The organism is Pseudomonas sp. A39, from assembly GCF_058145955.1.
Window position 1 is genome coordinate 1 of the sequence record NZ_JBYVMD010000029.1, and the last position, 23,045, is coordinate 23,045.

The following is a 23,045-nucleotide window of genomic DNA, read 5'->3' on the forward strand; positions in this document are numbered from 1 at the left end:
ACGGGTAATTTGGATTTTGAACAGTTCCGGGTCTTCCTGGAAAAAGCCTGTGGCATATTGCTCGGTGAAAACAAGCAGTACTTGGTATCCAGCCGTCTCAACAAAATGATGGAGCAGCAGGGCATCAAGTCTTTGGGTGAGCTGGTACAGCGCATCCAGGGGCAGCCGCGCAGTGGGCTCAAGGAGATGGTGGTCGATGCCATGACCACCAACGAGACCCTGTGGTTTCGCGATACCTATCCGTTTGAAGTGCTCAAGAGCAAAGTGCTGCCGGAAGCTATCAAGGCCAGCCCGGGCCAGCGTCTGCGCATCTGGTCTGCTGCCTGCTCCTCGGGGCAGGAACCGTATTCGATTTCGATGTCCATCGATGAGTTCGAGCGAACCAACATGGGCCAGTTAAAGGCAGGCGCGCAAATTGTTGCCACCGACCTGTCCGGCACCATGCTCACCAACTGCAAGACCGGCGAGTACGACAGCCTGGCCCTGGGCCGTGGTTTGTCCCAGGAACGCCTGCAACGTTACTTCGACCCCAAAGGGGCCGGGCGTTGGGCGGTCAAGGCGCCGATCAAGAGCCGCGTGGAGTTTCGCTCGTTCAACCTGCTCGACAGCTACGCGAGCCTGGGCAAGTTCGACATGGTGTTTTGCCGCAACGTGCTGATCTACTTCTCGGCCGAGGTGAAGAAAGACATCCTGCTGCGCATTCACGGCACGCTCAAGCGCGGCGGCTATCTGTTCCTCGGGGCTTCCGAAGCGTTGAATGGCCTGCCGGACCATTACCAGATGGTGCAGTGCAGCCCTGGGATCATTTACCAGGCCAAGTAAGACGATCTCACTCGATCAATGTGGGAGGGGGCTTGCTCCCGATGGCGGTGGTTCAGTTGATATAGCTATCACTGACACACCGTCATCGGGAGCAAGCCCCCTCCCACATTTTTTTTTGCGGCAAATTTCAAGAGAGCGGCAACTCTCCATTGCCGCTTTACTGGCGCCACGCGGAAATCGCTTGCCGCTTTTCTGGCATCGTCGCCGGCAACCGCCTCTCAAGCCCTTGATATACGGGCCTCCATCAGATTGGCATGCACCTTGCTATAACCCTGTTAACGAAAAGCAGGTCAGCCTAAAGGTTTCCGCCATGAGCATCAGCTTCGATAAAGCGCTCGGTATCCACGAAAAAGCCCTGGGCTTCCGCGCCCAGCGTGCTGAAGTCCTGGCCAACAACATTGCCAACGCCGATACCCCGAACTACAAGGCTCGGGACCTGGACTTCTCTGCCGTGCTCGCCGCCCAGCAGGACAAGACCAAGAACGGCACCTTCGCCTTGAGCATGACCAACAGCCGTCATATTGAAGCGCAAGGCCTGAGCAGTGGTGACGAGTCGTTGCTGTATCGCACGCCGATGCAGCCGTCGATCGACCAGAACACCGTCGACGCGCAGCTGGAGCAATCGGCCTACGCCGAGAACTCGGTGAACTTCCAAGCCAGCTTCACCCTGCTTAACAGCAAATTCAAAGGGCTGATGTCAGCCCTGCGCGGAGAGTAAGCCATGTCCCTGTCCAGTGTTTTCAATATTGCCGGCAGTGGCATGAGCGCGCAGACCACGCGCTTGAACACCGTCGCCAGTAACATCGCCAACGCCGAGACCGTGTCTTCGAGCATTGACCAGACCTACCGCGCCCGTCACCCGGTGTTCGCCACCATGTTCCAGGGTGGCCAGAGCGGCGGCAGCGACTCGCTGTTCCAGGACCAAGGTGCCGCAGGCTCCGGCGTGCAGGTACTCGGTGTGGTTGAAGACCAGAGCAATCTGGAGGCCCGCTACGAGCCTAACCACCCGGCGGCCAACGAAAAAGGCTACGTGTACTACCCGAACGTCAACGTGGTCGAGGAAATGGCGGACATGATTTCTGCCAGCCGCTCGTTCCAGACCAATGCGGAAATGATGAACACCGCCAAAACCATGATGCAAAAGGTCCTGACCCTGGGTCAGTGATAAGGGGCGCCAAATAATGGCCATCGTTGATACGAGTAACACCACGGCAGTCCAGGACCTTTTCAATTCCAAGGTCAAGACTGCAACGGACAACAGCAGCGTCGGCGATGCCGCCAAGTCCGCGACGGGCAACCAGTCGCTGGGCAAGGACGCGTTCCTGCAACTGCTCGTGACCCAGCTGAAAAACCAGAACCCGCTGTCACCTCAGGACAACGGCGCGTTCGTGGCCCAGCTTGCACAGTTCAGTAGCCTGGAAGGCATCAACACCCTGAACGATTCGGTGAATAACATCTCCAGCAACTTCAGCTCCTCGCAAGCGCTGCAGGCGTCGTCGCTGGTAGGGCGGTCGATCATCATCCAGACCGACAAGGCCATGGTCGACACCAGCAAGAGCATGAACGGTTCCGTGGCGGTGACCTCGGCGGTGGGCAACGTCTCCGTCAAGATCACCGACAAAGATGGCACTGTGGTGCGCACCCTCGACATGGGGGCCCAGAGCGCCGGTACCCAAAGCTTCATCTGGGATGGCAAGAACGACAATGGCGAGGTCGCTCCTGCGGGCACCTACACCTTCAATGCCACTACCAAGAACGACAAGGGCGAGGCTGTCGCCCTGGCCACTTCGCTGCCTGCGACGGTAACGAGCGTGACCTTGAGCAAGACCGGCGGCGAGATGCTGCTGAACCTTGCAGGTGGCATGGGCAGCGTCAAGCTGTCGCAAATTCAGACTATCGGTACATAGAGCCGGCTAAATACGGCAGAGGGAGAGAAACATGTCTTTTAATATCGGCCTTAGCGGCCTCTATGCGGCCAACAAACAACTGGACGTGACCGGCAACAACATCGCCAACGTCGCGACCACTGGCTTCAAGTCGTCCCGCGCGGAATTCGCGGACATCTACGCCGCGTCCAAACTGGGCACCGGTCAGAACAGCATCGGCAACGGTGTAAACCTGGCGGCCGTGTCCCAGCAGTTCACCCAAGGTGACGTCAACAACAGCGGCGGCGTGCTGGACATGGCGATCCAGGGCGGTGGCTTCTTCGTCCAGAAGGGCAGCGACGGTTCGCTGGAATACACCCGCAGCGGTGCCTTCCGTGCCGACAAAGATGGCTACGTCACCAACAATACCGGCACGTCGCGCTTGCAAGGCTATGCCGCGGACGAGGACGGCAATATCGTCAAGGGCGGCCTGACCGACCTGCAACTGAACCTGTCGTACCTGCCACCCAAGGCGTCCACCAAGGTGGACTCCACCAGTAACCTGAACTCGTCGGCGCCGGTGATCAACCAGACCACTAATCCGTTTGACCCAAGCGAATCCAGTTCCTTCACCACCCAGAACAGCACCACCTTGTTCGATGCCCAGGGCAACTCCCACGAGATGGTGCAGTACATGGTGAAAACCGACGCCAACGAGTGGAAGGCCTACACGTTGATCGATGGCCGTAACCTGGATGGCACCAAGCCTACAACCACTGGCGCCACAGCGCCCGTGCCGGCAACCTTCAACTTTGACGGTGCCGGTAAGCTGCTGAGCATCGCCGGTGCGGGTGTGACTGGTACCACCCTGACGCTCACCGGCTGGGTACCGGGTAAGGTGACCAACGGTACATGGGCGCCAAACGACGCCACAGCGCCGAATATTGCCGTCAACCTGGGCAACGTCACCCAGTACAACTCGGCCAGCTACCGCAACCCGCCGACCACCGACGGTTACGCCACCGGCCAGATCACCGGCCTGAAAATCGACGGCAACGGCGTGATGTTCGCCACCTTCAGCAACCAGCAGAGCAAGGCCATCGGCCAGATCTCCCTGGCCAGCTTCAACAACGAACAAGGCTTGCAGCCTTCGGGCGGCACAACTTGGAGAGAGACCTTCGCCTCGGGCCAGCCAGGTTATGACACCCCGCAAGCCGGTACCCTGGGTTCGATCGTGGCCAACTCCCTGGAGAACTCCAACGTCAACCTGACCAACGAGCTGGTGGACCTGATCAAGGCCCAGAGCAACTATCAGGCGAACGCCAAGACCATCTCCACCCAGAGCACCATCATGCAGACCATCATTCAGATGACCTGATGCATCAATGCTCTACAAGAAGCCCCTCGTAAGAGGGGCTTTTTTTTGCGTGTAGGAATATAGCCCGCGACACCTAGGGTTACGCGCTGAATTGCCCGGTAAGGAACGCCTATTACCCGTCTTGCCACTGATCGGATCAGAGCCCAGGAGGTTCACCAATCAAGGGGAACGGAGTATGTGGAGTTCAGGCGTTTTTGGGCCAGGTGCTGGGCGGACAGTTCCTTTACCGGGTGTCGTGCGAGGGGATGCCACATCGGTCACGCCCACTGCTGAGGTAACTGCGGTCAAAAAGCTGCTCAACGAAATGTTTGAGGCGCAGCAAACAGGCAAGACGCAGACGGTTCAAGACTCGCGGGATAAATTAAACAAACTGCGCGAGCAAATGGGCGATGAGAAATTCAAGGAAATCCTTAACAAGCTGATCGACGAGGCTGATCAGCAGTTTCTTGAGTTTCTCAAGCGATTGCTGAAAGAGTTGTTCCCTGAGGATGATGAGGGCGTTACTCCGCCTCCGTCTCCGCCATCACCCGGTGGCGGTGGCGGTGGTGGCGGCGGCAGGGTTAATCCGAGCGATTTCGGCGGCAGTGAGCCGATGACCAACAAGCCCTTTACCGAGGGCGCGCGCCACTTTGATTACAAGCCTGACCCTAGCAACCCGGGTAAAAAACCCGGCATGGGCAGAGAAGCTGGCAATATCTGGAGTGGTTTCAAGCAGGGGCCGGACGGTAACTGTGTCACTGTTTCAGCCATAAAGTCGGCAATGATGAAGTTTGGCCAGAAACCTACCGATGTCTTTCAGGAAGTAAAGCAGGCAGGCGATGGTTATGACGTGAAGATGCGGGATGGGTTTGATCTGCATTTGTCAAAGGCTGAATTGAAGCAAGCAGCGAGTTATGCGCAATTTCAAGGTGATGATCCGGCCATGATGACCGACGCTAACTTCATGTACGCGGCGAGTGCCAAGCGCGCACAGATGGAGGGTAATGGCGTTGATGACAACCCCAATGATGCAAAGCGTAGTTTTGCCCACGCGATGCAAAGCCTGAACAATGGCGAAATGGGCTGGGAGGCGCTGGATCGGCTTGGTTTGAAGGGGCTCTACAGACAGTCATCCAGCTCTGAACTCGCAAGCGGTAAGCTAGGGGTCGTGGATTATGGCGGGCATTCAATGGCGGTGATTGGTGGTCACATTGAATTGTGGGGCCAGAAAGGCGGCAGGCCTCAGCAGGGCAATGCTTACGCTTTCATATAGTGGAAAAGAAAAAACCCCGGTAAACCCAATACATCCAGGGTTTATCAGGGGTTTTTTCAATCCCGGGCGTTCAAGCCCAAGAACGACTCAGCTTATTGGCAAGCTTCGCAATCCGGCTCGTCAATGGCGCAGGCCTTTGGCACTGGCGCCGGGCCGGCCGGAGCAGCGAGTACCGAATCGTCACCGTGGTTGCCGCTGGAAACAGCGTTCAACTTACCGGTGTTGATGGTCGACTTCTCGGTGCTGGTGGCGGCCAGGGCACGGAGGTAGTAAGTGGTTTTCAGACCACGGTACCAAGCCATGCGGTAGGTCACGTCCAGCTTCTTGCCCGATGCGCCGGCGATGTACAGGTTCAGCGACTGGGCCTGGTCGATCCACTTCTGACGACGGCTGGCCGCGTCAACGATCCACTTGGTGTCCACTTCGAAAGCGGTCGCGTAGAGCTCTTTGAGCTCTTGCGGGATGCGCTCGATCTGCTGCACGGAACCGTCGTAGTACTTCAGGTCGTTGATCATGACCGAGTCCCACAGGCCGCGGGCTTTCAGATCGCGAACCAGGTACGGGTTGATCACGGTGAATTCGCCCGACAGGTTCGATTTCACATACAGGTTCTGATAGGTCGGTTCGATCGACTGCGATACGCCGGTGATGTTGGCGATGGTCGCGGTCGGCGCGATGGCCATGATGTTGGAGTTACGAATACCTTTTTGTACACGGGCACGTACCGGCGCCCAGTCCAGGGATTCGTTCAGGTCAACGTCGATGTACTTCTGGCCACGTTGCTCGATCAGGATCTGTTGCGAATCCAGCGGCAGGATGCCCTTGGACCACAGTGAACCCTGGAACGTCTCGTAGGCACCGCGCTCATCGGCCAGGTCGCAGGAAGCCTGGATCGCGTAGTAGCTGACCGCTTCCATGGACTTGTCGGCGAACTCGACCGCAGCGTCCGAACCGTAAGGAATGTGCTGCAGGTACAGCGCGTCCTGGAAGCCCATGATGCCCAAGCCGACCGGACGGTGCTTGAAGTTGGAGTTCTGCGCCTGTGGCACCGAGTAGTAGTTGATGTCGATCACGTTATCGAGCATGCGAACGGCGGTGTTGACGGTGCGTTCCAGCTTGGCGGTGTCCAGCTTGCCGTTGACGATGTGGTTCGGCAGGTTGATCGAGCCCAGGTTGCAAACGGCGATCTCGTCCTTGTTGGTGTTCAAGGTGATCTCGGTGCACAGGTTCGAGCTGTGGACCACGCCCACGTGCTGCTGCGGGCTGCGCAGGTTGCACGGGTCTTTGAAGGTCAGCCATGGGTGGCCGGTTTCAAACAGCATGGACAGCATTTTGCGCCACAGGTCTTTAGCCTGGATGGTCTTGAACAGCTTGATCTTGCCTGGGTACTGGGACAGGGCTTCGTAGTACTCGTAGCGTTCTTCGAAGGCCTTGCCGGTCAGGTCGTGCAGGTCCGGCACTTCGGAAGGCGAGAACAGGGTCCACGGGCCGTCATCGAAGACGCGCTTCATGAACAGGTCAGGGATCCAGTTGGCGGTGTTCATGTCGTGGGTACGACGACGGTCATCACCGGTGTTCTTGCGCAGCTCGATGAACTCTTCAATGTCCATGTGCCAGGTTTCCAGGTAGGCACAGACAGCGCCTTTGCGCTTGCCGCCCTGGTTGACCGCAACGGCGGTGTCGTTCACGACTTTCAGGAACGGTACAACGCCCTGGGACTTGCCGTTGGTGCCCTTGATGTACGAACCCAGCGCACGCACCGGCGTCCAGTCGTTGCCCAGGCCACCGGCAAATTTGGAGAGCATGGCGTTGTCGTGGATCGCGTGGTAGATACCCGACAGGTCATCCGGCACGGTGGTCAGGTAGCAGCTGGACAGCTGTGGACGCAGGGTGCCGGCGTTGAACAGGGTCGGGGTCGACGACATGTAGTCGAAGGACGACAGCAGGTTGTAGAACTCGATGGCGCGGTCTTCTTTATGCTTCTCTTCGATCGCCAGGCCCATGGCCACGCGCATGAAGAACACTTGCGGCAGTTCGAAGCGGATACCGTCCTTGTGGATGAAGTAACGGTCGTACAGGGTTTGCAGGCCCAGGTAAGTGAACTGCTGGTCGCGCTCGTGGTTGATCGCCTTGCCGAGTTTTTCCAGGTCGAAGGTGGCCAGGATCGGGTTCAGCAATTCGAATTCGATACCCTTGGCGATGTAGGCCGGCAGGGCCTTGGCGTACAGGTCAGCCATCTCGTGGTGGGTGGCGCTGTCGGCTACGCCGAGGAAGCCCAGGCCTTCGGCACGCAGGGTGTCCATCAGCAGGCGAGCGGTCACGAACGAGTAGTTCGGCTCACGCTCGACCAGGGTACGGGCGGTCATCACCAGCGCGGTGTTGACGTCGGTCAGGGCCACGCCGTCGTACAGGTTTTTCAGGGTTTCGCGCTGGATCAGGTCACCATCGACTTCTTCCAGGCCTTCGCAGGCCTCGGTGATGATGGTGTTCAGGCGGCCCAGGTCCAGCGGCGCAAACGTGCCGTCGGCCAGGGTAATGCGGATCGACGGGTGAGCCTGTACCGCGGCTTCTTCGGCTGGCGTGCGCACGGCACGTTCCTTGGCGCGCGAGTCACGGTAGATCACGTAGTCGCGGGCAACTTTCTGCTCGCCGGCACGCATCAGGGCCAGTTCGACCTGGTCCTGGATTTCTTCGATGTGGATAGTGCCGCCCGAGGGCATGCGACGCTTGAAGGTCGCGGTGACTTGTTCGGTCAGGCGGGCAACGGTGTCATGGATGCGCGACGAAGCGGCAGCGGTGCCGCCTTCAACTGCAAGAAACGCTTTGGTGATGGCGACGGTGATTTTGTCATCGGTGTAAGGAACGACAGTCCCGTTACGCTTGATCACGCGCAGTTGGCCAGGTGCGGTGGCGGACAGATCCAGGTTCGAATCAGCGGCCTGCGGCACGGAGCCCTGCGGGTTCTCGCGAGTTGTGTCGGTTTGCATGGGGGGTTGTCTCCACGTTCTATATTTATTTGGGCACCATCACGGTGCCCACCGTTCCGTCCTGAAGCATTTACAGCAGGCCTGGGCCTGGCATAACAACTTCGGGACAGGAGGAAGGGAGCTGTTCGCGCCGCTTCCATGCCGAAGTCTTCGGTTCGGGGCTCAAAAGCCCTTGGCCGTATTCCTGGTGGGTGACAGTTGCCAGGTTCAAGCACTGCAACACCCGTACCGTTTTGCGCTGTTGGAGCGTGAAAACGGCTGCCATCCGCGTGAGCGGTTTGGGCTTTCGAAAAATGCTTTGGTTCAACCAAACGAGAGCAAGAAAGGGCTTGAGTTTCTTGTCTGATCTGTGTTTGGTTTTTTTCGCTCAAAACCCTACATGTAGGGTTTTTTTTGCGCCGAGCTACAAGATAATGCGTTTTGGGGGGCTTAGCAACGCACTACCTGTGGATAACGCTGTGGGTAAAATGTGTATGAAACGTGGAACACCCGTGTAGGCCGCATTGCTGCTGGATTCGGCCGTTTGTCACCGAATATTCCAAGGTAAAAACAGCTGATTGGATTTTTGAGGGCGCGAACCCTATCACAAAAAAATGCGATCACCGAATGCATTTCCAAGCTTGTGTTCCAGGGTTGCGGCATGGCTACAATCGGTCTTTGTTATGCCTTCCCAACATTACAAATAAGGTGTGGCTGGCGCAGATCAGAAATGTGAGCGCAAGCCCCTCCGACAATAGATCGCATGGTCAGGACGACCTTCTTTATAACAATGAGGATCACCCGTGGAGCAAGAAGCCTGGCAGGTATTGATCGTCGAGGATGACGAGCGGCTCGCCGAATTGACCCGCGAGTACCTGGAGAGCAACGGCCTGCAGGTGTCGGTGGAGGGCGATGGGGCCTTGGCGGCGGCGCGGATCATCGCTGAACAGCCGGACTTGGTGATCCTCGACCTGATGCTGCCCGGCGAAGACGGCCTGAGCATCTGCCGCACAGTGCGCGAGCGTTATGACGGCGTGATCCTGATGCTGACCGCGCGCACCGACGACATGGACCAGGTGCTGGGCCTGGACATGGGCGCCGACGACTACGTGTGCAAACCCGTACGCCCGCGCCTGTTGCTGGCGCGCATCCAGGCCCTGCTGCGGCGCAGCGAACCGGCGGAACCGACTGCCGTGGGAAGCCAGCGCCGCCTGCAATTCGGCCCGTTGGTGGTGGACAACGCGTTGCGCGAGGCCTGGCTGAATAATGCCGGCATCGAGCTGACCAGCGCCGAATTCGACTTGCTGTGGCTGTTGGTGGCGAATGCCGGGCGCATCCTGTCCCGCGAAGAAATCTTCATCGCCCTGCGCGGCATCGGCTACGACGGCCAGGACCGTTCCATCGATGTGCGCATCTCGCGTATTCGCCCGAAAATCGGCGACGACCCGATCCACCCGCGCCTGATCAAGACCATCCGCAGCAAAGGCTACCTGTTCGTCCCCGAAGCCGCCGCCGACATGCCGCTGTGAACTCGATCTTCCTGCGCATCTACGGCGGTATGTGCGCGGCGCTGATCCTGGTGGCGCTGCTCGGCGTGCTGGCCCTGCACCTGCTCAACGAGGTGCGCAGCGGCCAATACCGCGAGCGCCTGGCCCACGGCACCTTCGCGTTGATGGGCGATAACCTGCAGCCCATGAGCCCCATCGAGCGCCAACGCGCCCTGGCGGTGTGGGAACGTTTGCTGGGTATCCCGCTGCAATTGCGCCCCCTCGCGGATACGCAACTGGACTCGAGCCAGCGCAACCGCCTGCAACGTGGGCAGGTGCTGGTGGAGCAGACCGGGCCGCATGCCGCGCGGGTGCTGCGATGGGTCAGTGATCAGGATCAACTGGTGCTGGAGGGAGAGGTGCAGCAGATCAGCGAGCAACTTGCCCGCGCGACCATCTACCTGCTCGCCGACGAACTGGTGCGCTTCCCGGTGGCGGAACAACCGCAACGCCTGGCAGACATAAAAGAAGCCAAGGGTTTTGGCTTTGACATGCACCTGATGACCCTCGACCAGACTGATATGGATGAAGACCAGCGCCGCCGCGTATCGGAAGGCGACACGGTGATGGCCTTGGGCAAGGGCGGCGATTCGATCCGCGTGTTTGCCGGCATGGTCGGCACGCCGCGGGTGCTGGAAATCGGCCCGTTGTATCAGATGAGTCCTTACCCGGCGCAATGGCTGGTGCTGATTGCCTTGATCGGCCTGACGCTGATCGGTCTGATCGTCTATCTATTAGTGCGTCAGCTTGAACGCCGGTTGCGCGGCCTGGAAGCCGCTGCCACGCGCATCGCCAAGGGCAACCTGGAAGTCCGCGTGCCGGCTCGCGGCGCTGACTCGGTGGGGCGCCTGGCCGCGGCGTTCAACGGCATGGCCGAGCACTTGCAACAGTTGCTGGCGATCCAGCGCGAACTGGTGCGCGCGGTGTCCCATGAGCTGCGCACGCCGGTGGCGCGCTTGCGCTTCGGCCTGGAGATGGTCGGCGATGCCACCACCCCCGAGGCGCGGCGCAAATACCTGGAGGGCATGGACAGCGATATCCAAGACCTTGATGGCCTGGTGGACGAAATGCTGACGTATGCACGTCTGGAGCAAGGCTCGCCGGAGCTGAATTTCCAGCGGGTCGACCTCAATGCGCTGCTCGATCAGGTGATCGGCGAATTATCGCCACTGCGCCCGCAGGTCAACGTGACCCGGGGTATTTGCCTGTCTTCGGTGCATTGGGATGACGCCTGGGTGGATGCCGAGCCGCGTTATCTGCATCGGGCGCTGCAGAACCTGGTGAGCAATGCCATGCGCCATGCCCAGGGGCAGGTGTTGATCAGTTATCAGGTCGGCCAGGTGCGCTGCCGCATCGATGTGGAGGACGACGGCCCCGGCGTGCCGGAAAGTGCCTGGGAGCGCATTTTCACGCCGTTCCTGCGCCTGGATGACAGCCGCACCCGTGCTTCGGGTGGGCATGGCCTGGGGTTGTCGATTGTGCGGCGAATCATTTATTGGCACGGCGGGCGGGCGTTGATCGGCAAGAGCAATAATTTGGGTGGGGCCTGCTTCAGCCTGAGTTGGCCACGGGATCAGGATAAATCCTGATGTCGCTATCGGGAGCAAGCCCCCTCCCTCAGTCGATGGCATCCCAACGCTGGAACTCGGTCGAGTGTGGGAGGGGGGGCTCAGGCGCTGATGGCCACCAGGCTCAACAGCTGAGCTTCATGCAGCGCAAATTGTGCGCTCAGCTCTTTGCCATGGAACCACTCGGCAGACAGGTCCGTCAGCAGGCGCAGGCGCACATGGCCTGCAGCTGACCACTCCACCACCTCGGCATGCTCAAAGTAGAAGCGCTTCTGCACGATCGGGTAGAGCGCCTTGAACAGGCTCTCCTTGGCCGAAAACGTCAGCGTCACCAGCAGCGCATGCTGTTCACGCGGCAGCGAGCCCATGCGGTGCAGCTCCTCCACCGTGAGAATTTCCCCCGCCAACCGCTCCGCCCGCTCCAGGCTCAGCACATTCTCCAGGTCCATCCCCAGCCCGCGCCATTGCGCCTTGTGCGCGACGATCGCGGCGGCATGCCCGGTGCTGTGGGTGATAGAGCCGCAGATATGTGCGGGCCACACCGGTGCGCGGTCTTCACCGATCGCGGGGATGTAGTTGAGGTGATCGAGTTGTTGCAGCGCCGCGCGGGCGCACAGACGGCCGGCCAGGAACTCGGCCTGACGCTTGGCCACTGAGCGCTGGATACTGGCCGGCGGCGGTACGGCGCTGCGCTGGAAGTCGCCTGCCGTTAATAAGGCAGGGTCGAAGCGGGTGCTGAGCAATACCGTGCCCGGCAAGGGCTCAGGCAGGGGCCAGTGGGCGTCGAGTGGGGTGCAGCAAGCGGGTAGGGGATTCATGGGCCGGTATTTTGCCGAGTTCAAACGCTTGCGGATAGCCCGCTGCGGTTCAGGTGAGGTTCAGAGCCTGTTCAGGGGGAGTTCAGGGGCGCCTGCGTAGTCTGGGCTGCAACAGCCAAACGCGTAGAGGTAACACCATGACTGCGATCAAAAAGCTGATGTTGGCGTTAACCATGCTCAGTGCCACCGCCGGGGTCCAGGCCTCGGACGGCGCCTTTGCCGCATTCGGACGTGAGAAAACCAAGAAAGCCAGCGCGCTGATCCAGCGTGTCAGCTTCGAAGACGCCGGCAGCCAACCCACGCCTTGGGGCCAGTCCCTGGGCCTTGCAACCCCGCAGCCGGACTACCGCGCCGGCTATGAACACCTGACCGGCCAGTTCAATGGTATTAAACTGCGCCCGCAAGACCTGCAGGGCCGCTATGATATCCCTCTGTCGGACAGTTGATTTGCTTTGGAGAGCCTTATGAAATTGCTGGTGGTGGAAGATGAGGCGCTGCTGCGTCATCACCTGTTGACCCGCCTGACCGACAGCGGGCATGTGGTCGAGGCCGTGGCCAATGCCGAAGAGGCCCTGTACCAGACCGGCCAGTTCAACCATGACTTGGCGATCATCGACCTGGGCCTGCCCGGCATGGGCGGCCTGGACCTGATCCGCCAGTTGCGTACCCAGGCCAAGACCTTCCCGATCCTGATCCTCACCGCGCGCGGCAACTGGCAGGACAAGGTCGAAGGCCTGGCGGCCGGCGCCGACGACTACGTGGTCAAGCCGTTCCAGTTCGAAGAGCTGGAGGCGCGCATGAACGCCTTGCTGCGTCGTTCCAGTGGCTTTACCCAGTCGACTATCGTTGCCGGGCCTTTGCTGCTGGACCTCAACCGCAAGCAGGCGTCCCTTGACGAACAGCCCTTGGCGTTGACGGCCTACGAATACCGCATCCTCGAATACCTGATGCGTCATCACCAGCAAGTGGTCGCCAAGGACCGCTTGATGGAACAGCTCTACCCCGATGACGACGAGCGCGATCCGAATGTCATTGAAGTGCTGGTCGGCCGCCTGCGTCGCAAGCTGGAAGGCCCGGGCGGGTTCAAACCGATCGACACCGTGCGTGGCCTGGGCTACCTGTTCAATGAGCGCTGCCGTTGATTCGCTCGCTACGCGTGCGCTTGATGCTGGCGGCCGCCACCCTGGCCGTGTTGTTTATGCTCGGGTTGTTGCCGGCCATGCAGGGCGCGTTCAGCCTGGCGCTGCAAGACTCCATCGAGCAACGCCTGGCGTCGGATGTCACCACTCTGATCTCTGCCGCGCGGGTCGAAAACAACCGCCTGCTGATGCCGGCGCAGTTGCCGGACGAGCGCTTCAACCTGACCGATAGCCGTCTGCTGGGCTATATCTACGACCGTGAAGGTCATCTGGTATGGCGTTCGCGGGCGACCAAGGAAGAAAATATCAACTACAAGCCGCGCTACGACGGGCGCGGCAATGAATTTGCGCGGATTCGCGAGGCCAACGGCCAGGAATTCTTCGTGTATGACGTCGAGGTCAGGCTGCTCGGTGGCAAGAGCGCGGCCTTCAGCATCGTCGCCCTGCAACCGGTGCGCGAATACCAACTGACCCTCGAAGGCCTGCGCGAAAACCTCTACCTGGGCTTCGGCGCAGCGCTGCTGGTGCTGCTGACCTTGTTATGGCTGGGCCTGACCTGGGGCCTGCAAGCGCTGCGGCGGCTGAGCCAGGAACTCGACCAGATCGAAGGCGGCACGCGCGAAAGCCTCTCCGAGCAACACCCCCGCGAACTGCTGCGTCTCACCGGCTCTCTCAACCGCCTGCTGCACAGCGAGCGTGAGCAACGGACGCGCTACCGCGATTCCCTCGACGACTTGGCCCACAGCCTGAAAACCCCGCTGGCGGTCTTGCAGGGGGTGAGCGAAGACATGGCCCAGCGTCCTGAAGATCGCGATCAGGCCTGGGTGTTGCAATCGCAGATCGAGCGCATGAGCCAGCAGATCAGCTACCAGTTGCAGCGGGCCAGCCTGCGCAAAAGCGGGCTGGTGCGCCATCAGGTACGCCTGGCGCCGGTGCTGCAAAGCCTGTGCGATACGCTGGACAAGGTCTACCGCGATAAACGCGTCACGGTGTCTTTTGAGTTGCCGGAAGAATGCGATGTGCCGATCGAGAAGGGCGCCTTGCTGGAGTTGCTCGGCAACCTGCTGGAAAACGCCTACCGCCTGTGCCTGAGTGAGGTGCGTATCAGTCTGGTGGAAAGTCTGGAAGGCACCGAGTTGTGCATTGAGGATGATGGCCCTGGGGTACCGCCGGATCAGCGTGCGCGGATTCTGCAAAGGGGTGAACGGCTGGATCGCCAGCATCCGGGGCAGGGGATTGGCTTGGCGGTGGTCAAGGATATTATTGAAAGTTATGGCGCGCGGTTGACCTTGGGCGATTCGCCGTTGGGCGGCGCCGCGTTCAAGATTCACTTCCCCGCCTTTTGATCTTTACTGGTTTTACAGGCCTCATCGGGGGCAAGCCCCCTCCCACATTATTAATGTGTGAACACGTTCAAAGGTGGGAGGGGGCTTGCCCCCGATACCGCCAGTCCAGGCGCTGCCCCTCTAACTCTCCTGCGCGCGATACGCCCCCGGCGTCAACCCCGTCCACTTCTTGAACGCTCGATGAAACGCCGACGGTTCGGAAAAACCCAACTGCTCGGCAATCGCCTGCAATGACAAATCCTCCCGGCCCAAATGATAGATGGCGATGTCCCGCCGCAGCTCATCCTTGAGCGCCTGAAAACTGTTGCCTTCTTCGCGTAAATGCCGGCGTAGGGTCTGGGGGCTGATGTGCAAATGCTGGGCGACGGCTTCCAGGTCGGGCCAGGAGGTGCGGTCGCGACTCAGCAAGCGGCGTAGCTGGCTGCTCAAGCTGTCGCCTTCATCCGGCCGGGACAGCAAGTCGGCGGGTGAGCGCTCTAGGAAGTGCTTGAGTGTGCGTTCGTCCTGCAACAGCGGCAGGCTCAGGTAGCGGCTATGAAACACCAAGCTGCTGGTCGGTGCACCAAACACCTGGGTACAGGGAAAGAGCAGGTCGTATTCGCTGGCGTGAGCCGGCATCGGGTAGCTGAAGGTGGCCTCATGCAGCCGGATACGCTGGCCTATCAGCCAGCTGCCCAAGCGATGCCAGATCACCAGCAGGCATTCGCTGAGAAAGTGATCCGGGTCCCACAGCGTCGAATCGTCCAGGCTCAAGCGCGCCATATCGCCTTCGCGTGTCAGCTGCCAGCGCGGTCCCTGTGGGAATAGGCTATAAAATAGTAAGCCGCGTTCCAGAGCCTTCTCCAAGGTGCGGCAGTGGATCAGCGCGTGGCACATCATGGCGAAGGTCCCGCGTTTGCTCGGGCCTTCAGCGAAACCCAGGTATTCGTCGTCCAGCGCCAGCCAGAGCATTTGCAGCAGCCGGGTAAATTGCTCCGGCGCGATGCGGGCGCGGGGTTCGGTCAACAGTTCCGGGGTGATGCCCACCTGTTGCAGCAGCCCTGAATAGTCGTAACCGGCCCGCCGCGCCCCGCCAAGGGCTGCCCGGGCGTAATGACTGGCGATGGTACGTTCACGCATGCGCAGGCCTCGTCCATGGAAGGACGGATGGTAGCCATCACTGCAGAGGGCGAGCAAGGCGGATATCCGCCAAATTGTAGGACGGGATTGGACGGTGCGGCGGAAATCCGCCACGTGTTACGGCGCTTAGGAGGGCGTCTGCAAACCTCAAGCCCTGATGTCTAAAGGCCTGTAAGGTTTTTCAGCAAAGTGGCACGGCGTTTGCGATAAGGATGACAGCGCAGGCTGGACCTACAGACCTCGCAAACAACAAATCCCTCCAGTGCAGGAGGGTTCGCAATTCAAGTGTCGTGGGCAATGGCGGATATTTGCCACACGGGACGATTGAGGAACTTTGCAATGACGACTCGTCAGCCAATCTACAAATCCCTGTATTTCCAGGTGATCGTTGCCATCGTTATCGGTATTTTGCTCGGTCACTTCTACCCGGAGACCGGTGTGGCCCTCAAGCCACTGGGTGACGGGTTCATCAAACTGATCAAAATGGTCATCGCCCCGATCATCTTCTGCACCGTTGTCAGCGGTATCGCTGGCATGCAAAGCATGAAATCGGTCGGCAAAACCGGCGGCTACGCGCTGCTCTACTTCGAAATCGTTTCCACCGTCGCGCTGTTGATCGGCTTGATCGTGGTCAACGTTGTGCAACCGGGCGCCGGCATGCACATCGACGTAGCGACCCTGGACGCCTCCAAAGTAGCGGCCTATGTCACTGCCGGTAAAGACCAGAGCATCGTCGGCTTTATCCTCAACGTGATCCCTAACACCATCGTCGGCGCCTTCGCCAACGGCGACATCCTGCAAGTGCTGATGTTCTCGGTGATCTTCGGTTTCGCCCTGCATCGCCTGGGTGCCTACGGCAAGCCGGTCCTGGACTTCATCGATCGCTTCGCCCACGTGATGTTCAACATCATCAACATGATCATGAAGCTCGCGCCAATCGGTGCCCTGGGCGCCATGGCGTTCACCATCGGCGCCTACGGTGTAGGTTCCCTGGTGCAACTGGGCCAGCTGATGATCTGCTTCTACATCACCTGCCTGCTGTTCGTACTGGTGGTGCTGGGCGGTATCTGCCGCGCCCACGGTTTCAGCGTGATCAAGCTGATCCGCTACATCCGTGAAGAGCTGCTGATCGTTCTGGGTACTTCGTCTTCCGAATCCGCATTGCCACGCATGCTGATCAAGATGGAGCGTCTGGGCGCTAAGAAATCCGTCGTTGGCCTGGTGATCCCGACTGGCTACTCGTTCAACCTCGACGGTACGTCGATCTACCTGACCATGGCTGCTGTGTTCATCGCCCAGGCGACTGACACCCACATGGACATCACCCACCAGATCACCCTGCTGCTGGTGCTGCTGCTGTCCTCCAAAGGCGCTGCAGGCGTGACCGGTTCGGGCTTCATCGTACTGGCAGCGACCCTGTCGGCCGTAGGCCACCTGCCGGTTGCCGGCCTGGCGCTGATCCTGGGTATCGACCGCTTCATGTCCGAAGCCCGTGCGCTGACTAACCTGGTGGGTAACGCCGTTGCCACCATCGTTGTGGCCAAGTGGGTCAAGGAACTGGACACCGACAAGCTGCAAAGCGAGCTGGCGTCTGGCGGTACCGGTATCTCGGAAACCCGCGAAATCGATGACCTGGGCGTGGCCGAAGGCCCTGCACCCGTGGTCAAGTAAATCGCTGATGGCGTGAACTAACGCCGAGCGCAACGCACAAACGCCCCGACTGGTTCGGGGCGTTTGCGTTTCTGGCGCGTCACTTTGGGTCTTTTGTTTTACAGTAAGTAAATCGCTTTTAACGCTTGCAGGAGGTTTTGTGGACAGTGTGGATTTGAATGTCCTGCGCAGCGTGCTCGAGTGGCGCCGCGCCGGGCAGCAAGTCGTGTTGTACAGCGTCGTTCAGACGTGGGGCAGTGCCCCGCGTCCACCGGGCGCCATGCTGGCGCTGAGGGGCGATGGTGTGGTGATCGGCTCGGTGTCGGGCGGCTGCATCGAGGACGACTTGATTGCGCGCCTGCAGGATGGGCGCTTGCCTGCGGATGGGCCGCCGGTCCAGCTAGTGACCTATGGCGTTACCCGTGATGAGGCCGCGCGTTTTGGCCTGCCGTGTGGCGGCACCTTGCGCTTGACCGAAGAGCGTGTGGGCGACTGGGCGTGGGTGTTGGAGCTTTTGGCGCGGTGTGAAGATCATCAGATCGTCGCGCGTGAGCTTGACCTAGCCAGCGGTGACGTGACCTTGAGCAGCGCAAGCAAGACCGATGCAGTCACCTTCGACGGCGAGCGCCTGCGGGCCATTTATGGTCCGCGCTGGCGCTTGCTGCTGATCGGCGCCGGGCAGCTGTCCCGCTATGTGGCAGAGATGGCGCGCTTGCTGGATTTCGAAGTGCTCATCTGCGACCCGCGCGACGAGTTCGTCTACGGTTGGGAAGAGCAGCACGGCCGGTTCGTACCGGGCATGCCTGATGAGGCCGTGCTGAATATCCAAACGGATGAACGCACTGCCATCGTCTGCCTCACCCATGATCCGCGCCTGGACGATATGGCGTTGCTGACGGCGTTGAATTCCTCGGCGTTCTACATTGGCGCGCTGGGTTCACGGGTCAACAGCCAGAAACGTCGGGAAAACCTCGCCGCGCTGGGGTTGTCTGCCGAGGCCATCGCACGTTTGCATGGGCCGATTGGTTTGCATATCGGCAGTCACACCCCGTCGGAGATCGCGTTGTCGCTGATGGCGGAAATTGTCGCGATCAAGAATGGCGTGGCGCCGATGCAGAAAAAGCCGTTGCCGGTGGTGGCGCAGTGACAGTCACTGCGATAGTGCTCGCGGCGGGGCAGGGCAGTCGTTTCCGCGCTGTGGCGGGGGCTGGCCAGGATAAGTTGCTGGCCGATTGTGTGGGTTTGGATGGTGTGGCGCGGCCGGTGATCGAGCAGGTGCTGGTGAATTTGCCGGGCAATGTGGTTGAGCGCTGGGTGGTGACTTCACCAGATCGGCTTGAAGTGATTCGTCTGGCAGAGGCCTACGGTTGCAAGGTGTTGCTGCTGCGCTCGGCCGGCATGGGTGACAGCCTTGCGGCGGCGGTTGCGGCCAGCGGTGAGTCGGAAGGCTGGTTGGTGCTGCTGGGGGATATGCCGTTTATTCGGGCATCGAGCATTGAACAGGTGATTGATGGGCTGGAGGAAGGGTGTATTAGTGTGCCGGTACAGGATGGGCAATATGGGCATCCTGTCGCGTTCAGCCAGGCATTTCGGCCAGGGCTGATGGAACTGACCGGTGATCGCGGGGCCAAGCCGTTGTTTGCGCAGGCGACGCTGCTTGAAGTACCTGTTGATGATCCGGGCGTGCTCTGGGACGTCGACCTGCCGCAGTCGTTGAATTTCTCCCCACTCTAGCTGTAGGTGCTGGCTGTATTCCAGGCCGGAAACTCAGTGTCTGGCACTCAATAAAAAGCCCCGCCTGATCACTCAGGCGGGGCTTTTTAATTGCTGACGGAATCAGACGAGAGGTTTGCTCTCTTGCTCTGCTTCCTGTGCTGCGGCAGCAGCAGCAGCAGCTTCCGCTTCCTTGCGACGACGACGCACTTCACGTGGGTCGTTCGGGGCACGGCCGTTTTCGGTCAGGGCACTGACCGGTGCTGCTTCAACCACTGGCGCGGCAACTTCGGCAACCACCGGCGCTTCAACCACGGGTGCAGGTTCAACGACCGGAGCAGGCTCAACCACGGGGGCTGGCTCGGCAACCACGACTTCGGCAACCGGTGCCGGCGCGTCTTCTACCACTGGGGCAGGTTCTGGCGCTTCAACCGGCGCGGCAGGCTCGGCAGTCCATTGGAAGGCGGTCTGTTCTTCACGAACTTCACGAACTTCTGGAGCCGCCTCGACAACCGGAGCTTCAACGACTGTTTCAGTCACTGGCTGAGGTTCAATCGCCGGTGCTTCTTCAACCGCTGCCACTTCAACTTCTGGCTGGGCTTCTTGAACCGGAGCAACTTCTACTTCCGGAACAACTTCCACTTCCGGCACAACCGGCGCTTCGATTGGGGTGGTGGCTTCGACAGCCGGCGCTTCTACAACTGGCGCTTCAGCAACCGATGCTTCAACAGCAGGTGCTTCAACAGCAGGTGCTTCAACGATTGGCGTCTCGGCAACAGGTGTTTCTGCGATGACGGTCTCTTCGACAGCAGCAGTAGCGCGCTCAGCCTGCTCGTGGGCCTGGGCTTCAGCAGGTGCGCTGATGACCGAGCTGGCAACGGCAGCGGTAACAGCCAGGCCGGCAGCCAGTTCGGCGCCCGTCGGTTCGCTGGTAGCGGCTTCTGCGTTTTCGCCGGTCTCTTCCGAGCCTTCGATCACGTTGCCGTTGGCATCACGCTGACGCTCACGACGGTTGCTGCGACGACGCTGGCCACGGGAGCGGCGGCGTGGACGATCGCCTTCGGCGCCTTCCTGACCGTCTTCCTGCGGTTGCTCTTCGCCGGTCAGTACTTCTTCTTCGCTGGCGGCGGCAGCAGCTTGCTCGGCACGTGGTTGACGCTCTTCACGCGGAGCGCGAGGTTGGCGTTCTTCACGTGGCGCGCGTTCTTCACGCGGCTGGCGAGCCGGGCGTTCTTCGCTGACGGCTTCGGCGGCGACGGCAGGAGCGGCATCCAGCGGCTCGCGCAGTTCACGCACACGTTCTTCACGCTCGCCACGTGGCTTGCGATCTTCACGCGGAGCACGTGGGGTGCGTGGTGCACGCTCTTCACGCGGTGCGCGTTCTTCACGGGCTACGGTCGGGGTTTCTTCACGGGCTTCGCGAGGCGCACGCTCTTCACGTGGCGCGCGTTCTTCACGCGGTGCACGTTCTTCGCGAGGCTTGCGTTCTTCGTCACGGCGACCGTTACGGTTACGGCTCTGCTGGCGACCGTTGCGACGCTCTTCGTTGCGCGCCGGGCGTTCGGTGGCAGGTTTTTCAACCACCACCGGAGCAACGGGCTCTTCCTTGGTCGCGAACAGGCTGACCAGCGACTTCACCAGGCCCTTGAACAGGCTTGGCTCAGGCAGGGCGGCCGGTGCGGCAGCCGGTGCAGCCACTTCAGTCGGCACCGGTGCGTTGGCGCGGGCAGGGGCGGTCTTCACAGCGGCTTCCTGGCGAACCAGGGTGCGGGTCGCAGCAGCCGGCTGGACTTCTTCCACTTCGGCGGCGGCAGCGGCGATTTCGTAGCTGGACTGGCCGCTGTGGGCTTCCGGGCTGTCATCACGCAGGCGCTGCACTTCGAAGTGCGGCGTCTCGAGGTGATCGTTCGGCAGGATCACGATACGGGCACGGGTGCGCAGTTCGATCTTGGTGATCGAGTTGCGTTTTTCGTTGAGCAGGAACGCGGCGACCGGGATCGGCACTTGTGCGCGGACTTCGGCGGTGCGGTCTTTCAGGGCTTCTTCTTCGATCAGGCGCAGGATCGCCAGGGACAGCGATTCAACGTCACGGATGATACCGGTGCCGTTGCAACGCGGGCAGACGATGCCGCTGCTTTCGCCCAGGGACGGACGCAGGCGCTGACGGGACATTTCCAGCAGGCCGAAGCGCGAGATGCGGCCAACCTGTACGCGGGCACGGTCAGCTTCCAGGCATTCGCGGACTTTCTCTTCCACGGCGCGCTGGTTCTTGGCGGGGGTCATGTCGATGAAGTCGATCACGATCAGGCCGCCGATGTCGCGCAGGCGCAGTTGGCGGGCGATTTCTTCAGCCGCTTCCAGGTTGGTCTGCAGGGCGGTTTCTTCGATGTCGCTACCTTTAGTGGCGCGCGCCGAGTTGATGTCGATGGACACCAGGGCTTCGGTCGGGTCGATCACAATGGAGCCACCGGAAGGCAGTTCGACCACGCGCTGGAAGGCGGTCTCGATCTGGCTTTCGATCTGGAAACGGTTGAACAGTGGAACGCTGTCTTCGTACAGCTTGATCTTGCTGGCGTACTGCGGCATCACCTGGCGGATGAAGGTCAGGGCTTCGTCCTGCGCTTCAACGCTGTCGATCAGCACTTCGCCGATGTCCTGGCGCAGGTAATCGCGGATGGCGCGGATGATCACGTTGCTTTCCTGGTAGATCAGGAACGGCGCGGAACGATCCAGGGACGCTTCTTTGATGGCGGTCCATAGTTGCAGCAGGTAGTCGAGGTCCCACTGCATTTCTTCGCTGCTGCGGCCCAGGCCGGCAGTGCGAACGATCAGGCCCATGTCGGCCGGTGCGATCAGGCCGTTCAGCGCTTCACGCAGTTCGTTGCGCTCTTCGCCTTCGATGCGACGGGAAATACCGCCGGCACGTGGGTTGTTCGGCATCAGGACCAGGTAACGGCCTGCCAGGCTGATGAAGGTGGTCAGGGCGGCGCCCTTGTTGCCACGTTCTTCTTTTTCGACCTGAACGATGACTTCCTGGCCTTCGCTCAGGACGTCCTTGATGTTCACGCGGCCTTCAGGCGCTTTCTTGAAGTATTCGCGGGAGATTTCTTTGAGGGGCAGGAAGCCGTGGCGCTCGGAGCCGAAATCGACAAAGGCAGCCTCAAGGCTTGGTTCGATGCGAGTAATACGGCCTTTATAGATATTGGCCTTCTTCTGCTCGCGTGCACCGGATTCGATGTCCAGGTCGTAGAGGCGTTGGCCATCTACCAGTGCAACACGCAACTCTTCGGGTTGAGTTGCGTTAATCAGCATTCTTTTCATGTTGTACCGTCGGTTTCCGGGCTGCCGGAAACGGCGTTCGGCACACACGACTTCTCACGGTCGGTGTCAGGTGCGTCAAGAGTGGTTGGCCACTCCAGTGTCCAGCAATAACAGGCCAATTGGGCCGGTATCGCGACGGACGCGTCCTGCTTGTTAGCGGTGGTGACAAAGGCACCACTTCAACAAAAGCTAAGGTCAGGAGGAGGAATCAACCGGCGACTGTGGACGAGATGAAGCGTCTAAATATAAGCCTAGTGCTACACGGTCCGACGGTTGTGCATCTCCACCCTACACGTATCCCTGATAATTCGGGTGCTGCCGCGCGCAGAATCCGCAGCGGGTTGGCATTTACCGTGTACTCCAATGGGGAGTCCACGCTCATGGCTAAACAAGACTAGGTGTGGGCGATCGCGCTCTCACTCAGCTCTTAACAGGCGTTGTTTCCGAAGCATTCGCCATGGTGTGGCTCAAGACTGACTGCACTTTGTGAACTGGCCGTAAATATCGGCGCAAAACGCGAGTAATCACTCTGCGTACTGCA

At 60.3% G+C, this 23,045-nt stretch carries 18 protein-coding genes; 14 read left to right on the top strand and 4 right to left on the bottom strand.

The window, feature by feature from the left end; translation table 11 throughout:
* Positions 1 to 9: 9 nt before the first annotated feature.
* From cheR to AC3ZU9_RS20585, 6 genes are all read left to right on the top strand, one after another.
* Positions 10 to 822: a protein-glutamate O-methyltransferase CheR gene (gene cheR, locus AC3ZU9_RS20560; RefSeq protein WP_252121106.1), complete on the top strand. Its 813-nt coding sequence runs from the start codon at positions 10 to 12 to the stop codon at positions 820 to 822.
* 310 nt (positions 823 to 1,132) lie between these two features.
* Positions 1,133 to 1,540: a flagellar basal body rod protein FlgB gene (flgB, locus tag AC3ZU9_RS20565; protein WP_490091242.1), complete on the top strand. Its 408-nt coding sequence runs from the start codon at positions 1,133 to 1,135 to the stop codon at positions 1,538 to 1,540.
* Between the two features lie 3 nt (positions 1,541 to 1,543).
* Positions 1,544 to 1,987, top strand: coding sequence for a flagellar basal body rod protein FlgC (gene flgC / locus AC3ZU9_RS20570; protein WP_015885456.1), 444 nt, complete (start codon positions 1,544 to 1,546; stop codon positions 1,985 to 1,987).
* Positions 1,988 to 2,003: 16 nt separating this feature from the next.
* On the top strand, positions 2,004 to 2,729 hold the full coding sequence (gene flgD, locus AC3ZU9_RS20575; protein WP_093545481.1) for a flagellar hook assembly protein FlgD: 726 nt from the start codon (positions 2,004 to 2,006) through the stop codon (positions 2,727 to 2,729).
* 31 nt (positions 2,730 to 2,760) lie between these two features.
* A complete protein-coding gene (gene flgE / locus AC3ZU9_RS20580) occupies positions 2,761 to 4,065 on the top strand; it encodes a flagellar hook protein FlgE (RefSeq protein ID WP_102061274.1) in 1,305 nt (434 codons plus the stop codon).
* 304 nt (positions 4,066 to 4,369) lie between these two features.
* Positions 4,370 to 5,317 (top strand): hypothetical protein, encoded by a 948-nt coding sequence (locus AC3ZU9_RS20585; RefSeq protein ID WP_490091258.1) that lies wholly within the window; start codon positions 4,370 to 4,372, stop codon positions 5,315 to 5,317.
* 92 nt (positions 5,318 to 5,409) lie between these two features.
* Here AC3ZU9_RS20585 and AC3ZU9_RS20590 read toward each other — a convergent pair whose 3' ends face one another.
* Positions 5,410 to 8,304 (bottom strand): ribonucleoside-diphosphate reductase subunit alpha, encoded by a 2,895-nt coding sequence (locus tag AC3ZU9_RS20590; RefSeq protein WP_015885452.1) that lies wholly within the window; start codon positions 8,302 to 8,304, stop codon positions 5,410 to 5,412.
* 782 nt (positions 8,305 to 9,086) lie between these two features.
* Here AC3ZU9_RS20590 and AC3ZU9_RS20595 point away from each other — a divergent pair.
* On the top strand, positions 9,087 to 9,812 hold the full coding sequence (locus tag AC3ZU9_RS20595; RefSeq protein ID WP_015885450.1) for a response regulator: 726 nt from the start codon (positions 9,087 to 9,089) through the stop codon (positions 9,810 to 9,812).
* On the top strand, positions 9,809 to 11,419 hold the full coding sequence (locus AC3ZU9_RS20600; RefSeq protein ID WP_490091243.1) for an ATP-binding protein: 1,611 nt from the start codon (positions 9,809 to 9,811) through the stop codon (positions 11,417 to 11,419). The genes AC3ZU9_RS20595 and AC3ZU9_RS20600 overlap by 4 nt, the downstream gene beginning before the upstream one ends.
* An 80-nt stretch (positions 11,420 to 11,499) precedes the next feature.
* Here AC3ZU9_RS20600 and AC3ZU9_RS20605 read toward each other — a convergent pair whose 3' ends face one another.
* Entirely contained in the window at positions 11,500 to 12,216 is a 717-nt protein-coding gene (locus tag AC3ZU9_RS20605) for a 4'-phosphopantetheinyl transferase family protein (protein ID WP_490091244.1), read from the bottom strand.
* Between the two features lie 137 nt (positions 12,217 to 12,353).
* Between AC3ZU9_RS20605 and AC3ZU9_RS20610 the strand changes: the two genes are divergently transcribed.
* Genes AC3ZU9_RS20610 through AC3ZU9_RS20620 form a run of 3 tightly spaced genes read left to right on the top strand, consistent with a single transcriptional unit; the run spans position 12,354 to position 14,701 of the window.
* The gene (locus AC3ZU9_RS20610) at positions 12,354 to 12,662 is read left to right on the top strand and encodes a hypothetical protein (protein WP_043205769.1); all 309 of its coding nucleotides are present in this window, start codon (positions 12,354 to 12,356) and stop codon (positions 12,660 to 12,662) included.
* An 18-nt stretch (positions 12,663 to 12,680) separates the two neighbouring features.
* Complete coding sequence (locus tag AC3ZU9_RS20615; RefSeq protein WP_015885446.1) at positions 12,681 to 13,358, top strand: response regulator transcription factor; 678 nt, start codon at positions 12,681 to 12,683, stop codon at positions 13,356 to 13,358.
* Entirely contained in the window at positions 13,355 to 14,701 is a 1,347-nt protein-coding gene (locus tag AC3ZU9_RS20620) for an ATP-binding protein (protein WP_490091245.1), read from the top strand. Before AC3ZU9_RS20615 ends, AC3ZU9_RS20620 begins: the two co-directional genes overlap by 4 nt.
* A 120-nt stretch (positions 14,702 to 14,821) precedes the next feature.
* Here AC3ZU9_RS20620 and AC3ZU9_RS20625 read toward each other — a convergent pair whose 3' ends face one another.
* On the bottom strand, positions 14,822 to 15,820 hold the full coding sequence (locus AC3ZU9_RS20625) for an AraC family transcriptional regulator (protein WP_015885444.1): 999 nt from the start codon (positions 15,818 to 15,820) through the stop codon (positions 14,822 to 14,824).
* A 339-nt stretch (positions 15,821 to 16,159) separates the two neighbouring features.
* Here AC3ZU9_RS20625 and AC3ZU9_RS20630 point away from each other — a divergent pair, with 339 nt between their 5' ends.
* From AC3ZU9_RS20630 to AC3ZU9_RS20640, 3 genes are all read left to right on the top strand, one after another.
* A complete protein-coding gene (locus tag AC3ZU9_RS20630; RefSeq protein WP_015885443.1) occupies positions 16,160 to 17,491 on the top strand; it encodes a dicarboxylate/amino acid:cation symporter in 1,332 nt (443 codons plus the stop codon).
* Positions 17,492 to 17,630: 139 nt separating this feature from the next.
* Complete coding sequence (locus AC3ZU9_RS20635; protein ID WP_490091246.1) at positions 17,631 to 18,617, top strand: XdhC family protein; 987 nt, start codon at positions 17,631 to 17,633, stop codon at positions 18,615 to 18,617.
* The gene (locus AC3ZU9_RS20640) at positions 18,614 to 19,204 is read left to right on the top strand and encodes a nucleotidyltransferase family protein (protein WP_102060962.1); all 591 of its coding nucleotides are present in this window, start codon (positions 18,614 to 18,616) and stop codon (positions 19,202 to 19,204) included. The genes AC3ZU9_RS20635 and AC3ZU9_RS20640 overlap by 4 nt, the downstream gene beginning before the upstream one ends.
* A gap of 102 nt (positions 19,205 to 19,306) precedes the next feature.
* Here AC3ZU9_RS20640 and rne read toward each other — a convergent pair whose 3' ends face one another.
* The gene (gene rne / locus AC3ZU9_RS20645; protein ID WP_490091247.1) at positions 19,307 to 22,504 is read right to left on the bottom strand and encodes a ribonuclease E; all 3,198 of its coding nucleotides are present in this window, start codon (positions 22,502 to 22,504) and stop codon (positions 19,307 to 19,309) included.
* Between the last annotated feature and the right edge of the window lie 541 nt (positions 22,505 to 23,045).